Genomic DNA, 13,837 nt, shown 5'->3' with positions numbered 1-13,837 from the left:
GTCCTTTTTCAAGACACTCATTGAACTGCTATGCGTGATCCAGCCCCTTCTGACACCACCAACAAGCGCGTCATTGTCGGCATGTCCGGCGGCGTGGACTCTTCCGTTTCCGCCCTTCTGCTGATCGAGCAGGGTTATGAGGTGGAAGGCCTGTTCATGAAGAACTGGGAAGAAGACGACGGAACCGAATACTGCACCGCCATGGACGACCTGGCGGACGCCCAGGCCGTCTGCGACAGGATCGGCATCAAGCTGCACACCGCCAACTTCGCCGCCGAGTACTGGGACAACGTGTTCGAGCACTTCCTGGCCGAATACAAGGCCGGTCGTACGCCGAACCCGGACATCCTCTGCAACCGGGAAATCAAGTTCAAGGCGTTCCTCGACTACGCCATGATGCTCGGCGCTGACCTGATCGCTACCGGTCACTATGTGCGCCGCCGCGACATCGACGGCCGTACCGAACTGCTCAAGGGCCTGGACCCGAACAAGGACCAGAGCTACTTCCTGCACGCCGTCGGCGGCGAGCAGATCGCCAAGACCCTGTTCCCGGTGGGCGAGCTGGAAAAGCCGCAAGTGCGCGCGATCGCCGAAAAACACGCCCTGGCCACCGCCAAGAAGAAAGATTCCACCGGCATCTGCTTTATTGGTGAAAGGCGTTTCAGCGACTTTCTCAAGCAGTACCTGCCGGCCCAGCCAGGCGAAATCAAGACCACCGAAGGCGACGTCATCGGCCGCCACCATGGCCTGATGTACCACACCATCGGCCAGCGCCAGGGCCTGGGCATCGGCGGCCTGAAAGACGCCGGTGAAGAGCCGTGGTACGTGCTGGTCAAGGACCTGGAGCACAACGAGCTGATCGTCGGCCAGGGCAACGACCATCCGTGGTTGTTCTCCCGCGCCCTGCTCGCCTCCGACATCTATTGGGTCAACCCGATCGACCTCAGCCAACCGCGCCGTCTGACGGCCAAGGTTCGCTACCGCCAGAGTGATCAGCCCTGCATGCTGGAAAAAACCGCCACGGGCTATCGCGCGACGTTCGATGACCCACAACGAGCAGTCACACCCGGCCAGTCCGTGGTGTTCTACGACGGGGAAATCTGCCTGGGCGGCGGCGTGATCGAAGTCGCAGAGCCCTGGAGCAGCAAGGCATGAGTCCGACCCAGGAGCAACTGACGGCATTGGGCGGGGTGTTTCTCGCCGCCGTGCTGGTGGATCGGATCGCCAAGACCGGCCAGGCCACCGAAGCGGGCCTGAGCTGCATGCTCGGCAGCCTGCTGATTCGTGATCCCAAGGACACACTTGAAGTCTATGGCGGCGATGACCTGAACCTGCGCGAGGGTTATCGCGCACTGATCGGTGCCCTGGAGCGCGACCCCAGCACTCTGCAACGCGAGCCGCTGCGCTACGCGCTGTCGATGCTGGGTCTGGAACGGCAATTGGCCAAGCGCGACGACCTGCTGGATACCATCGGCAATCGCCTGCCGCAGATTCAGTCCCAGGTTGAACACTTCGGTCCCGCCCACGAAAACGTCATCGCCGCTTGCGGTGCGCTGTACCAGGACACCCTGAGCACCTTGCGCCAGCGCATTCAGGTACACGGCGACATGCGCAATCTGCAACAACCGAGCAATGCCTCGAAGATCCGCGCCCTGTTACTGGCCGGAATTCGCTCGGCGCGGCTGTGGCGGCAGTTGGGTGGTCATCGCTGGCAACTGGTGATCAGCCGACGCAAATTGCTGAAAGAGCTTTACCCGTTGATGCGCAACGAATAAGTCGCCTCAACCCGTTTTTTTTGTGGCGAGGGAGCTTGCTCCCGCTGGACTGCAACGCAGTCCTTTGAGTCCGGCTGATCCAGCGGACTGCCTGGACTCAGGGCCGCTTCGCGCCCCAGCGGGAGCAAGCTCCCTCGCCACAGGTGGTAAATAGTGTTCCGTTACGCGTAATACGCCGGTCAGTTGGCGACGGACCGGCGATTGTTTTCATGTATGATACGCGCCCCATTTCGTTGCCCGACTGTCCGAGAACACCCCATGCAGCTTTCTTCGCTCACTGCGGTTTCCCCTGTTGACGGCCGCTACGCCGGCAAAACCCAGGCCCTGCGCCCGATTTTCAGCGAGTACGGCCTGATCCGCGCTCGCGTCCTGGTTGAAGTGCGCTGGCTCCAGCGCCTTGCCGCTCACCCTGGCATTGCCGAAGTCCCGGCGTTTTCCGCGCAAGCCAACGCGGTGCTGAACGCCCTGGCTGAAAACTTTGTGCTGGAGCACGCCGAGCGCGTCAAAGAGATCGAGCGCACCACCAACCACGACGTCAAAGCCATCGAATACCTGCTCAAGGAGCAGGCGGCCAAGCTGCCGGAACTGGCCAACGTCAGCGAATTCATCCACTTTGCCTGCACCAGCGAGGACATCAACAACCTGTCCCACGCCCTGATGCTGCGCGAAGGCCGTGATGACGTGATGCTGCCGCTGATGCGCCAGACCGCCCAGGCCATCCGCGAGTTGGCAATCCGCTTCGCCGACGTACCGATGCTATCGCGCACCCATGGTCAACCGGCTTCGCCGACCACCCTGGGCAAGGAACTGGCGAACGTGGTGTACCGTCTGGAGCGCCAGATCGCCCAGGTCGCCGCCGTGCCACTGCTGGGCAAGATCAACGGCGCCGTGGGCAACTACAACGCGCACCTGTCTGCCTACCCGGACATCGACTGGGAAGCCAACGCCCGCGCCTTCATCGAAGACGAGCTGGGCCTGAGCTTCAACCCGTACACCACCCAGATCGAACCGCACGACTACATTGCCGAGCTGTTCGATGCGATCGCCCGTTTCAACACCATCCTGATCGACTTCGACCGTGACATCTGGGGCTACATCTCCCTGGGTTATTTCAAGCAGCGCACCATCGCTGGCGAAATCGGTTCCTCGACCATGCCGCACAAGGTCAACCCGATCGACTTCGAAAACTCCGAAGGCAACCTGGGCATCGCCAACGCGCTGTTCCAGCACCTGGCGAGCAAGCTGCCGATCTCCCGCTGGCAGCGCGACCTGACCGACTCCACAGTGCTGCGCAACCTGGGCGTGGGTTTTGCCCACAGCGTCATTGCCTATGAAGCCAGCCTCAAGGGCATCAGCAAGCTGGAACTAAACGAGCAGAAAATCGCCGCCGACCTGGACGCCTGCTGGGAAGTCCTGGCCGAGCCGATCCAGACCGTAATGCGTCGCTACAACATCGAAAACCCGTATGAAAAGCTCAAAGAACTGACCCGTGGCAAGGGCATCAGCCCTGAAGCGTTGCAGACTTTCATTGATGGCCTGGACATGCCTGCCGAGGCCCGCGCCGAGCTGAAAAAGCTCACGCCGGCCAACTACATCGGCAACGCAGCGGCACAAGCCAAGCGCATCTGATCCACCGTTTTGCCCTGAGACGCCCGGCCGCGCCGGGCGTTTTTATTCGCGTCTGAAAAGTATATTTTTTCAATAGGTTACACATGAATCCTGATATTCCTCTGCAACTCCTGGGCGGCATCACGGCACGGGAGTTCCTGCGCGACTACTGGCAGAAAAAACCACTGCTGATCCGTCAGGCGATTCCTGATTTCCAAAGCCCGATCGATGCCGACGAATTGGCCGGCCTGGCCCTGGAAGAAGAAGTCGAATCGCGCTTGGTCATCGAGCACGGCGAACGTCCCTGGGAATTGCGTCGTGGCCCGTTTGCCGAAGACGAATTCAGCAAATTGCCGGAGCGCGAGTGGACCCTGCTGGTGCAGGCTGTCGATCAATTCGTACCCGAAGTCAGCGAACTGCTGGAAAACTTCCGTTTCCTGCCGAGCTGGCGCATCGACGATGTGATGATCAGCTTCGCCGCCCCGGGTGGCAGCGTCGGCCCGCATTTCGACAACTACGATGTGTTCCTGCTGCAGGGCCATGGCCAGCGCAACTGGAAAATCGGCCAGATGTGCGACTCCGAGAGCCCGCTGCTGCAACACGCCGACCTGCGCATCCTCGCCGACTTCGAGGCCACCGACGAGTGGACCCTGGAACCGGGCGACATGCTTTACCTGCCGCCACGCCTGGCGCACTGCGGCGTGGCCGTGGATGACTGCATGACCTACTCGGTAGGCTTCCGCGCGCCGAGCGCCGCCGAAGTGCTGACCCACTTCACCGACTTCCTCAGCCAGTTCCTGCCGGACGAAGAACGCTACACCGACGCCGATGCGCGCCCGGTGGCCGACCCGCACCAGATCCAGCACGATGCCCTCGATCGCCTCAAGGGCCTGCTGGCCGAGCACATGAGCGACGAGCGCCTGCTGCTGACCTGGTTCGGCCAGTTCATGACCGAGCCGCGCTACCCGGAGCTGGTGGTAGGCCCGGAACTGGAAGAAGACGACCTGCTGGCCGGCCTGGAACAGGGCGCAGTGATCATCCGCAACCCAAGCGCCCGCCTGGCCTGGTCGGAAGTCGATGATGACCTGCTGCTGTTTGCCAGCGGCCAGAGCCGTTATCTGCCGGGCAAGCTGCGCGACCTGCTGAAAATGATCTGCGCCGCCGATGCCCTGCACAGCGAAAACCTCGGCCCGTGGCTGGCCGACGAAGACGGTCGCGGCCTGATCTGCGAGCTGGTCAAGCAAGGCAGCCTGGGGTTCGCTGATGAATAAAATCCACGTTCGTGTCGCAGACTGGCAAAAGGATAACGCCGAGATCCGGCGCATTCGTGAGACTGTGTTCATTGCCGAGCAGTCCGTCCCGCCTGAACTGGAATGGGATGCCGATGACCAGAGCGCGGTGCATTTTCTGGCGTTTGAAGGCGACTTCCCCATCGGCACCGCGCGCCTGTTGACTGACGGCCATATCGGTCGCGTCTCGGTCCTCAAGGACTGGCGCGGCCTGAAGGTGGGTGACGCGCTGATGCACGCCGTGATCGCCGAAGCCGAGAAGCGCGGGCTCAAGCAGCAGATGCTCAGCGCCCAGGTGCATGCCACGCCGTTCTACGAGCGGCTGGGTTTTGCCGTGGTCAGCGAGGAGTTCCTGGAAGCCGGGATTCCGCATGTGGACATGGTTCGCCATTCGACCTGAAACCCTGTGGCGCAGCCATCGCGAGCAAGCTCGCTCCCACAGGGACCTGCGGTGAACAGAGATTTCGTGTACACCACTATTCCAATGTGGGAGCGAGCTTGCTCGCGATGAGGCCCTGAAGAACACCACAAAACGCCCCGCCATCCACCGATGCCGGGGCGTTTTGCCGTCTAACATTCAACTTGCCCCACCCCAGGCCGACAAACTGGCAATATCAAGCCTTTGTCTCGCGGAGAAATGGACATGTCCTTACGCACCCTGCTCGCCACCCTGCTGCTCGGCTGCAGCCTGTCGGTGATGGCCGCTACTGAAATCGTCCCGCTGAACTACCGAACCAGCGCCGACCTGTTGCCGGTGGCGCAGAATTTCATCGGCAAGGACGGCCAGGTCAGCGCCTATGGCAACCAACTGATCGTCAATGCCGAGCCCGGAAAAATCGAAGAGCTCAAGGCATTTCTCGCCCAACTGGACACCGCCCCCAAGCGCCTGCTGATCACGGTCGACACCAACGAAAACAACTTGCAGGGCGACCAGGGCTATTCGATCAACGGCGCCGCTCCCAGCCAGACCCGCATCATCAACCGCAGCACCGCCAGCCGCGAAGGCGGCGTGCAGCAGGTACAAGCCAGCGAAGGCCAGCCGGCGCTGATTCAGGTCGGCCAGAGCGTGCCGTTCACCAGCACCCAGACCGACACCTACGGCCGCCTGCAAAGCCAGACCGAATACCGCAACGTCACCCAAGGCTTTTATGTCACGGCCAGCGTCACCGGCGAGACCGTTCATCTGAACATCAGTACCAACCGTGACCGTATGAGCCAGGAACGTCCCGATGTAGTGAACGTTCAAAGTACCGACACAACGGTCAGCGGCCGCTTGGGTGAATGGATCACCCTGGCCGGGGTCAATCGCCAGACTCAGGCCGATAAACAGGGGCTGAGCCGCAGCTACTCGACCCAAGGCCGGGACGACATGATTCTGCGGGTCAAGGTGGATACCCTGAACTGAAGCACCAAAAACTGACTGACGAGTCGTATTAGACCAAAGATGTAGTGCTATAAAAAAAGCACTACAAAACGTTTGACGAGCCAAAAAACCGAAGGCATGATGGCCTCGCTCCCGCTAATCAGGGGCCCTGGCAAGGGCCTTCGGGTCGACGCTTGCAACTACCCTGCGAGCCGATTCGTGTCTGTACCGCCCACAAGGTGTGTTTGACGAGGTTGCGACTGGAACGAAGTTGTCCCGAGGGACGGAAGCGTAACTAGGTAACCCGGCATCACTCTGAGTTCGTATAAAGGCCCACGACGCCCGAATGCGCCCGCAGTTCGCCTCTACCTGCTCACTTTCCCCTCGAGCCCATCGTTCATCCCGTCGCCTCCCCGCCTGAACCGACTTGACCGTCCAACCCCTGGTCGGCAGGAGCAGGAATTTTCCACCCCAGACCTATGCGACGAGGTTTATCTCCATGGCACTGACACGCGAACAGCAAATTGCAGCCCTTGAAAAAGATTGGGCTGAAAACCCGCGCTGGAAAGGCGTGAAGCGCAATTACTCCGCTGCTGACGTCGTCCGTCTGCGTGGCTCGGTTCAACCTGAGCACACTTTTGCGAAAATGGGCGCCGAGAAACTGTGGAACCTGGTCACCCAGGGCGCCAAGCCAGCCTTCCGTCCCGAGAAAGATTTCGTCAACTGCATGGGCGCCCTGACCGGCGGCCAGGCTGTACAGCAAGTCAAGGCCGGTATCCAGGCGATCTACCTGTCGGGCTGGCAAGTGGCTGCGGACAACAACTCCGCCGAGTCGATGTACCCGGACCAGTCGCTGTACCCGGTGGATTCGGTTCCAACCGTGGTCAAGCGCATCAACAACTCGTTCCGTCGTGCCGACCAGATCCAGTGGAAAGCCGGCAAGAACCCAGGCGACGAAGGCTACATCGACTACTTCGCGCCAATCGTGGCCGACGCTGAAGCCGGTTTCGGCGGTGTACTGAACGCCTACGAGCTGATGAAGAGCATGATCGAAGCAGGCGCCGCCGGCGTTCACTTCGAAGACCAACTGGCTTCGGTGAAGAAATGCGGCCACATGGGCGGCAAAGTATTGGTGCCGACCCAGGAAGCCGTGCAGAAGCTCACCGCTGCCCGCCTGGCCGCCGACGTTGCCGGCGTACCGACCATCATCCTGGCCCGTACCGACGCCAACGCCGCTGACCTGCTGACTTCCGACTGCGACCCGTACGACCAGCCGTTCGTGACCGGCACCCGCACCCAGGAAGGCTTCTACAAGGTTCGCGCCGGTCTCGACCAGGCGATCGCCCGTGGCCTGGCCTACGCGCCGTACGCCGACCTGATCTGGTGCGAAACCGCCAAGCCGGACCTGGACGAGGCGCGTCGCTTCGCCGAAGCGATCAAGAAGGAATACCCGGACCAACTGCTGTCGTACAACTGCTCGCCTTCCTTCAACTGGAAGAAAAACCTGGACGACGCGACCATCGCCAAGTTCCAGCGCGAACTGTCCGCCATGGGCTACAAGCACCAGTTCATCACCCTGGCCGGCATTCACAACATGTGGCACAGCATGTTCAACCTGGCGCACGACTACGCCCGCAACGACATGACCGCCTACGTGAAGCTGCAAGAGCAGGAGTTCGCTGACGCCGCCAAGGGCTACACCTTCGTGGCTCACCAGCAGGAAGTGGGCACCGGCTACTTCGACGACATGACCACCGTGATCCAGGGCGGCACCTCCTCGGTAACCGCGCTGACCGGCTCCACCGAAGAAGAGCAGTTCCACTGATCCTCGGCATGCCTTGAGTCAACGGCCCTTGCGGACCGAATAAAAGCTAACCGCAAAGCCGACGTTCTACAGCCCCGACTGGTTCGGGGCTTTTTTTCGCCGGTTTTCCAGCTTTCACCAACCGTTGATCGTCAAGGCCATGCAGGGTTTTTGGTATGAGTGGGGATCGGAACGACCATTGCTGGAATTACCAGTTGGAGCATGGCCGCCAGAGCCCCCCTTTCACACCTTGAAGTGACTGACCAACTGCTGCAACTGGTTACCCAGGCGCGCCAATTCGATGCTGGAGGCTGCGGTTTCTTCGCTGGCTGAGGCGGTCTGTTCGGATACATCGCGCACACTCAGGACACTGCGGCTGATTTCCTCGGCCACCGAGCTTTGTTGCACCGCGGCGGCGGCAATCTGTTGGTTCATGGCCTGAATGCCAGAAACCGCCTGGGTGATGTTGCCCAGGGATGTGCCGGCCTTGCATGCCAATTCCACGCTGCTGTCGGTCAGTTCGCGGCTGCTCTGCATAATGCTCGATACCTGACGCGTGCCGCTCTGCAAGCCCGCCACCAGGCTCTCGATCTCTTCGGTGGAATGCTGGGTACGCTGGGCCAGCCCACGTACTTCGTCGGCGACCACGGCAAAACCGCGCCCGGCGTCACCCGCGCGAGCGGCCTCAATGGCGGCGTTAAGGGCCAGCAAGTTGGTCTGCTCAGCCACCGCCCTGATCACGTCCATGATCTTGCCGATGCGACCGCTTTCTTGCTCCAGCTCGTTCATGGCGTCGACTGAGCGCCCGACCTCGCTGGCCAAGCGCTCGATCTGAACGATGGCTTGCGCGACCACCTGGTCGCCAATACGGGCTTGTGCATCGGCCTCTGAAGCGGCTGCGCGAGCCTGTTCGGCATTACGCGCGACTTCATGCACGGTAACCGACATTTCGTGCATGGCAGTCGCCACCTGATCGGTCTCGATCTTCTGACTATTGACCCCGGCACTGGTCTGCTCAGTAACAGCCGATAGCTCTTCGGCGGCACTGGCGATCTGGGTGACACCATCGCGGATGCCACCGATCAGGTCGCGCAAGGTGCTGCCCATACGCTGAATACCCTGCTGCAAGACACCCAGCTCATCACGACGAGTCACGATCATGTGTTGCGTGAGGTCGCCTGCCGCAATGCGATCGACCACAGCCAATGTGTCTTGCAACGGCCGCGTAATCTGGCGGGTGATGATCAAGGCGGCACAAATCCCCAACAACATCGCCAAGGCCGTACAGCTCAGTTGCAGGATGCGAGCCTGGGCGCTGTCTTCGTCACGGGAAACCAGTTGGCTGGCATACATTTCGCCGGACAGACGGGTGATGGTTTCACCCAAATCGGTGGTGTCCTGCACAGCCTTGCCCATGGCCTGATTACTGGCCGTGAAGTCCTGTACCGAACGACGGTAAGCAATCAGCGCGGTTTCCAGCTGCTTGATGGTGTCGGCATAGGTTGGGCCGAAAGCGCTGTTGAGCGCTTCGATGCTCTTGAACGCATTTTCGAGCTGGCGGGTGGCGGCTTGTTCGGTGGTGCTATTGGGGTTGCCGGTATAGCCACGCACTTCATAACGCACCAGCGCCACGTCCTCTTTGGCCTTGAGAATAAGCTTGTAAAGGTCAAAGCGGCGCTCATCCGAGGCGGGCAGCGCTTCCACGTCAGCGATGACCCTGGCAATCAGCGCGGCGCCCTTGACCGCATTGACGCCCATTTCCTTGCGCATGGCTGCGTCATTGCGATAAGCCTCGCGCATCGTATTGAGTGCCACTTGATACTGCGTGCTGGCCTGCTCGATCAGGGCAAGTTTCTTCAGGTTTTCCGGTTTTCTCAGTTCTTTGGCGAGGCTTTTCTGCTGGGCGACAAACTGCTCCAGCGACGCTTGGATCAATGCACCTTTTTGTTCATCACCCCGGTCCAACTGGTACTGCAAGCGAGCTCTGCGCAGGTGATCAAGGCGGTTGCCCAGTTCGGTAATGCTGGTCATTCGATCCGTGCGCTCGATCATTTTTCCCAGGCTGAACCAGCCGGTCGCGGCGAGAATAGCGGTCAGAAGCAGCACAACAGCAAAGCCCAAAGCCAGCTTGAGCATAACGCTCATATTCGCGATCCAAGAGTTCATGACTTTCCTTTGGTATCAGCCACGAACGATGAAACTGACGCGGCTATCTAAGAAGGGGCCGAAAATCTAACCAGTATTGATATAGATGATTAGATGAATGAAGCATAAAGATAGCCATTTGATATCACCTCTTCAAGACCTTAAACCCAACCTCGTGCCGTTTTTTTGCTCGCACGACGGTGGTCGCTTAAACACGAAATTCCCTGGCCATAGGATTTGCGCGGGGTTAGCTGAGCGACATTGATCGGACGCCCACGGCTTTTTTGAGCCGTTTTTTTCAAGCAATCTACTCTGTAGGAGCTAGCCTGCATCTGTGGGTGCCAAGCTTGCCCGTAATGAACGATTGCGCAGTCTGCCTCGGGACAGCGTTGCCGGCATCGCGAGCAAGCTTGGCTCCCACAGGAGCAGTCCCCATGCAGATCCAACCTTCACCGAGCCCGCCCCCCCCCAAAAAAACTGCGGCGCACGGTTAGAAAAATTGATCGAACGCAGTATTGGGCAGTCCGAAAAGGAGTAAAACGTCCGACGCTGACAATTGCAGTAGCGGCAATGTAAGGCTGCCCCTCGGACACAACACTAAGTGCGTAGCTGAAAGGCCGCCACAGATAATAATAATTATCATTTGAAAGCCATTATCATTGTTGCATTCCGCACGAAATATTATTGATCAACAGCCGGCCAACGCCCACGGGGCCGGGGCCGCAGGGTCCTGGAGGTACGCTATGTGCTTATTCCAATAAATAATTTCGCTATAGGAATTTTACTTGCCCGGTGTTTAGCCATAAAATCACCGCGATTGATTGCTGCGACATATCGTCACTGCGTTATTTCTTTTCAAGCTCAGAGACCTTTGCTCTCTGTTAAGGATTTCCAGCATGCCCGAAGCGACAGGACTCATGGCCCACAACTGGGGCTTTGCCATTTTCCTTCTGGGCGTTGTCGGCCTGTGTGCCTTCATGCTCGGCGTGTCGAGCCTGCTCGGGTCAAAAGCCTGGGGCCGCAGCAAAAATGAACCGTTCGAGTCCGGCATGCTGCCTACCGGTGGCGCCCGCTTGCGGCTCTCAGCCAAATTCTATCTGGTCGCGATGCTCTTCGTGATCTTCGATATCGAAGCCCTCTTTCTCTTTGCATGGTCTGTGTCCGTCCGCGAAAGCGGCTGGACCGGATTCGTCGAAGCTCTCGTTTTCATAGCAATTCTGTTGGCAGGTCTTGTCTACCTTTGGCGGGTGGGGGCTCTTGATTGGGCTCCGGAAGGTCGTCGTAAGCGGCAAGCGAAGCTGAAACAATGAGGCTTTGGCAATGCAATACAATCTCACCAGGATCGACCCCGATGCTCCTAACGAGCAGTATCCGATTGGCGAGCGGGAAACCGTTTCCGATCCGTTAGAAGATCAAGTCCACAAAAACATCTTCATGGGCAAGCTCGAAGACGTGCTGAACAACACGGTCAACTGGGGTCGCAAGAACTCCCTGTGGCCGTACAACTTCGGCCTTTCGTGCTGCTACGTGGAAATGACCACCGCCTTCACGGCGCCCCACGACATCGCGCGCTTTGGCGCCGAGGTGATCCGGGCATCGCCGCGCCAGGCGGATTTCATGGTTATTGCCGGGACCTGCTTCATCAAGATGGCGCCGATCATCCAGCGTCTCTACGAGCAAATGCTCGAACCGAAGTGGGTTATCTCCATGGGTTCGTGCGCCAACTCCGGTGGCATGTACGACATCTATTCCGTCGTTCAAGGGGTGGACAAGTTCCTGCCCGTGGACGTCTACGTGCCTGGCTGCCCGCCTCGCCCTGAAGCTTTCCTGCAAGGCTTGATGCTGTTGCAGGAGTCGATTGGCCAGGAGCGTCGCCCACTGTCCTGGGTCGTTGGTGATCAAGGCGTCTATCGCGCCGAGATGCCATCGCAAAAGGAACAGCGTCGCGAACAGCGTATCGCAGTCACCAACCTGCGCAGCCCCGACGAAGTCTGATCCAGCTCTGCTCTGCATAAGAAACGAGAACCTGGCTTCATTCTTTACGTTGACCGAAAGCGATAAATAACCATGACTACAGGCAGTGCTCTGTACATCCCGCCTTACAAGGCAGACGACCAGGATGTGGTCGTCGAACTGAACAACCGTTTTGGCCCCGAGGCGTTCACCGCCCAGCCGACCCGCACCGGCATGCCGGTGCTTTGGGTTGCCCGCGCCAAACTCGTCGAAGTCCTGACTTTCCTGCGCAACCTGCCCAAGCCGTACGTCATGCTCTATGACTTGCATGGCGTGGACGAGCGTCTGCGCACCAAGCGTCAAGGGCTGCCCGACGGCGTCGATTTCACCGTGTTCTATCACCTGATGTCGATCGAACGTAATAGTGACGTGATGATCAAGGTCGCCTTGTCCGAGAGCGACCTCAGCGTGCCGACCGTGACCGGTATCTGGCCGAACGCCAACTGGTACGAACGTGAAGTGTGGGACATGTTCGGGATCGATTTCCCCGGCCACCCGCACCTGACGCGCATCATGATGCCGCCGACCTGGGAAGGTCACCCGCTGCGCAAGGACTTCCCGGCCCGCGCCACCGAGTTCGATCCGTTCAGCCTGTCCCTGGCCAAGCAACAGCTCGAGGAAGAAGCCGCGCGCTTCAAGCCGGAAGACTGGGGCATGAAACGCTCCGGGGCGAACGAGGACTACATGTTCCTCAACCTGGGCCCGAACCACCCTTCGGCCCACGGTGCATTCCGCATCATCCTGCAGCTGGACGGCGAAGAGATCGTCGACTGCGTCCCGGACATCGGCTACCACCACCGTGGCGCCGAGAAAATGGGCGAGCGCCAGTCCTGGCACAGCTACATTCCCTACACCGACCGCATCGATTACCTCGGCGGCGTGATGAACAACCTGCCGTACGTGCTTTCGGTCGAGAAACTGGCCGGGATCAAGGTGCCGGAAAAGGTCGACGTCATCCGCATCATGATGGCCGAGTTCTTCCGGATCACCAGCCACCTGCTGTTCCTGGGTACCTACATCCAGGACGTTGGCGCCATGACCCCGGTGTTCTTCACCTTCACCGACCGCCAGAAGGCCTACACGGTGATCGAAGCCATCACCGGTTTCCGCCTGCACCCGGCCTGGTACCGCATCGGTGGGGTTGCCCACGACCTGCCGCGGGGCTGGGAAAAGCTGGTCAAGGATTTCGTCGAATGGATGCCCAAGCGCCTGGACGAATACACCAAGGCCGCCTTGCAGAACAGCATCCTCAAGGGCCGTACCATCGGGGTCGCCGCCTACAACACCAAAGAGGCCCTGGAATGGGGTGTCACCGGTGCGGGCCTGCGTTCCACCGGTTGCGACTTCGACCTGCGCAAGGCGCGCCCTTACTCCGGCTACGAAAACTTCGAATTCGAAGTACCGCTGGCAGTCAATGGTGATGCCTATGACCGCTGCATGGTGCGCGTCGAGGAGATGCGCCAGAGCATCAAGATCATCGACCAGTGCATGCGCAACATGCCGGAAGGCCCGTACAAGGCGGATCACCCGCTGACCACGCCGCCGCCCAAAGAGCGCACGCTGCAACACATCGAGACCCTGATCACGCACTTCCTGCAGGTTTCGTGGGGCCCGGTCATGCCGGCCAACGAGTCCTTCCAGATGATCGAAGCGACCAAGGGCATCAACAGTTATTACCTGACGAGCGACGGCGGCACCATGAGCTACCGCACCCGGATTCGCACCCCAAGCTTCCCACACCTGCAGCAGATCCCTTCGGTGATCAAAGGCAGCATGGTCGCGGATATGATTGCGTACCTGGGTAGTATCGATTTCGTTATGGCCGACGTGGACCGCTAAG

11 protein-coding genes and 1 pseudogene are annotated in these 13,837 nt (G+C 59.8%); 10 read left to right on the top strand and 2 right to left on the bottom strand.

Translation table 11 applies throughout. From position 1 onward, the window contains the following. Positions 1-30 precede the first annotated feature (30 nt). The 7 genes from mnmA to aceA all read left to right on the top strand — a co-directional run bounded on the left by mnmA (position 31) and on the right by aceA (position 7,860). A complete protein-coding gene (gene mnmA / locus QOM08_RS10205) occupies positions 31-1,155 on the top strand; it encodes a tRNA 2-thiouridine(34) synthase MnmA (RefSeq protein WP_188251539.1) in 1,125 nt (374 codons plus the stop codon). Then, positions 1,152-1,775, top strand: a complete 624-nt coding sequence (hflD, locus tag QOM08_RS10200; protein ID WP_047227727.1) for a high frequency lysogenization protein HflD — start codon at positions 1,152-1,154, stop codon at positions 1,773-1,775. Before mnmA ends, hflD begins: the two co-directional genes overlap by 4 nt. A 258-nt stretch (positions 1,776-2,033) precedes the next feature. After that, positions 2,034-3,404, top strand: a complete 1,371-nt coding sequence (gene purB / locus QOM08_RS10195) for an adenylosuccinate lyase (RefSeq protein WP_047227728.1) — start codon at positions 2,034-2,036, stop codon at positions 3,402-3,404. A gap of 83 nt (positions 3,405-3,487) precedes the next feature. After that, a complete protein-coding gene (locus QOM08_RS10190) occupies positions 3,488-4,654 on the top strand; it encodes a cupin domain-containing protein (protein WP_047227729.1) in 1,167 nt (388 codons plus the stop codon). Then, the gene (locus tag QOM08_RS10185; protein WP_188251538.1) at positions 4,647-5,072 is read left to right on the top strand and encodes a GNAT family N-acetyltransferase; all 426 of its coding nucleotides are present in this window, start codon (positions 4,647-4,649) and stop codon (positions 5,070-5,072) included. Before QOM08_RS10190 ends, QOM08_RS10185 begins: the two co-directional genes overlap by 8 nt. Before the next feature lie 243 nt (positions 5,073-5,315). After that, complete coding sequence (locus QOM08_RS10180) at positions 5,316-6,077, top strand: secretin N-terminal domain-containing protein (protein WP_188251537.1); 762 nt, start codon at positions 5,316-5,318, stop codon at positions 6,075-6,077. Positions 6,078-6,534: 457 nt separating this feature from the next. Beyond that, positions 6,535-7,860 (top strand): isocitrate lyase, encoded by a 1,326-nt coding sequence (gene aceA / locus QOM08_RS10175; RefSeq protein WP_014337679.1) that lies wholly within the window; start codon positions 6,535-6,537, stop codon positions 7,858-7,860. A 222-nt stretch (positions 7,861-8,082) separates the two neighbouring features. Here the strand turns inward: aceA and QOM08_RS29080 are convergent, their stop codons facing one another. Further along, positions 8,083-8,787: a methyl-accepting chemotaxis protein gene (locus tag QOM08_RS29080; protein WP_409078013.1), complete on the bottom strand. Its 705-nt coding sequence runs from the start codon at positions 8,785-8,787 to the stop codon at positions 8,083-8,085. A 198-nt stretch (positions 8,788-8,985) separates the two neighbouring features. Further along, a pseudogene (locus QOM08_RS29075) lies at positions 8,986-9,870 on the bottom strand (methyl-accepting chemotaxis protein); the annotation flags it as partial. A gap of 1,010 nt (positions 9,871-10,880) precedes the next feature. Here QOM08_RS29075 and QOM08_RS10165 point away from each other — a divergent pair. The 3 genes from QOM08_RS10165 to nuoC all read left to right on the top strand — a co-directional run bounded on the left by QOM08_RS10165 (position 10,881) and on the right by nuoC (position 13,836). After that, positions 10,881-11,294, top strand: coding sequence for an NADH-quinone oxidoreductase subunit A (locus tag QOM08_RS10165; RefSeq protein ID WP_011062185.1), 414 nt, complete (start codon positions 10,881-10,883; stop codon positions 11,292-11,294). Between the two features lie 10 nt (positions 11,295-11,304). Further along, positions 11,305-11,979, top strand: a complete 675-nt coding sequence (locus QOM08_RS10160; protein WP_047227733.1) for a NuoB/complex I 20 kDa subunit family protein — start codon at positions 11,305-11,307, stop codon at positions 11,977-11,979. A gap of 72 nt (positions 11,980-12,051) precedes the next feature. Then, entirely contained in the window at positions 12,052-13,836 is a 1,785-nt protein-coding gene (gene nuoC / locus QOM08_RS10155) for an NADH-quinone oxidoreductase subunit C/D (RefSeq protein WP_047227734.1), read from the top strand. The last annotated feature ends 1 nt before the right edge of the window (position 13,837 follow it).

The organism is Pseudomonas sp. P105, from assembly GCF_032614175.1.
GTDB classification, from domain to species: Bacteria; Pseudomonadota; Gammaproteobacteria; order Pseudomonadales; family Pseudomonadaceae; genus Aquipseudomonas; species Aquipseudomonas rhizophila.
Note: the sequence above shows the minus strand (reverse complement) of the source record. Positions and strands in the feature narration are given on the sequence as shown.

Bases quoted from the DNA above. Each gene is read 5' to 3' on its own strand.
- mnmA (WP_188251539.1), top strand. From the start codon at position 31: ATGCGTGATCCAGCCCCTTCTGACACCACCAACAAGCGCGTCATTGTC.
- hflD (WP_047227727.1), top strand. From the start codon at position 1,152: ATGAGTCCGACCCAGGAGCAACTGACGGCATTGGGCGGGGTGTTTCTC.
- purB (WP_047227728.1), top strand. From the start codon at position 2,034: ATGCAGCTTTCTTCGCTCACTGCGGTTTCCCCTGTTGACGGCCGCTAC.
- QOM08_RS10190 (WP_047227729.1), top strand. From the start codon at position 3,488: ATGAATCCTGATATTCCTCTGCAACTCCTGGGCGGCATCACGGCACGG.
- QOM08_RS10185 (WP_188251538.1), top strand. From the start codon at position 4,647: ATGAATAAAATCCACGTTCGTGTCGCAGACTGGCAAAAGGATAACGCC.
- QOM08_RS10180 (WP_188251537.1), top strand. From the start codon at position 5,316: ATGTCCTTACGCACCCTGCTCGCCACCCTGCTGCTCGGCTGCAGCCTG.
- aceA (WP_014337679.1), top strand. From the start codon at position 6,535: ATGGCACTGACACGCGAACAGCAAATTGCAGCCCTTGAAAAAGATTGG.
- QOM08_RS29080 (WP_409078013.1), bottom strand. From the start codon at position 8,787: ATGTCGGTTACCGTGCATGAAGTCGCGCGTAATGCCGAACAGGCTCGC.
- QOM08_RS10165 (WP_011062185.1), top strand. From the start codon at position 10,881: ATGCCCGAAGCGACAGGACTCATGGCCCACAACTGGGGCTTTGCCATT.
- QOM08_RS10160 (WP_047227733.1), top strand. From the start codon at position 11,305: ATGCAATACAATCTCACCAGGATCGACCCCGATGCTCCTAACGAGCAG.
- nuoC (WP_047227734.1), top strand. From the start codon at position 12,052: ATGACTACAGGCAGTGCTCTGTACATCCCGCCTTACAAGGCAGACGAC.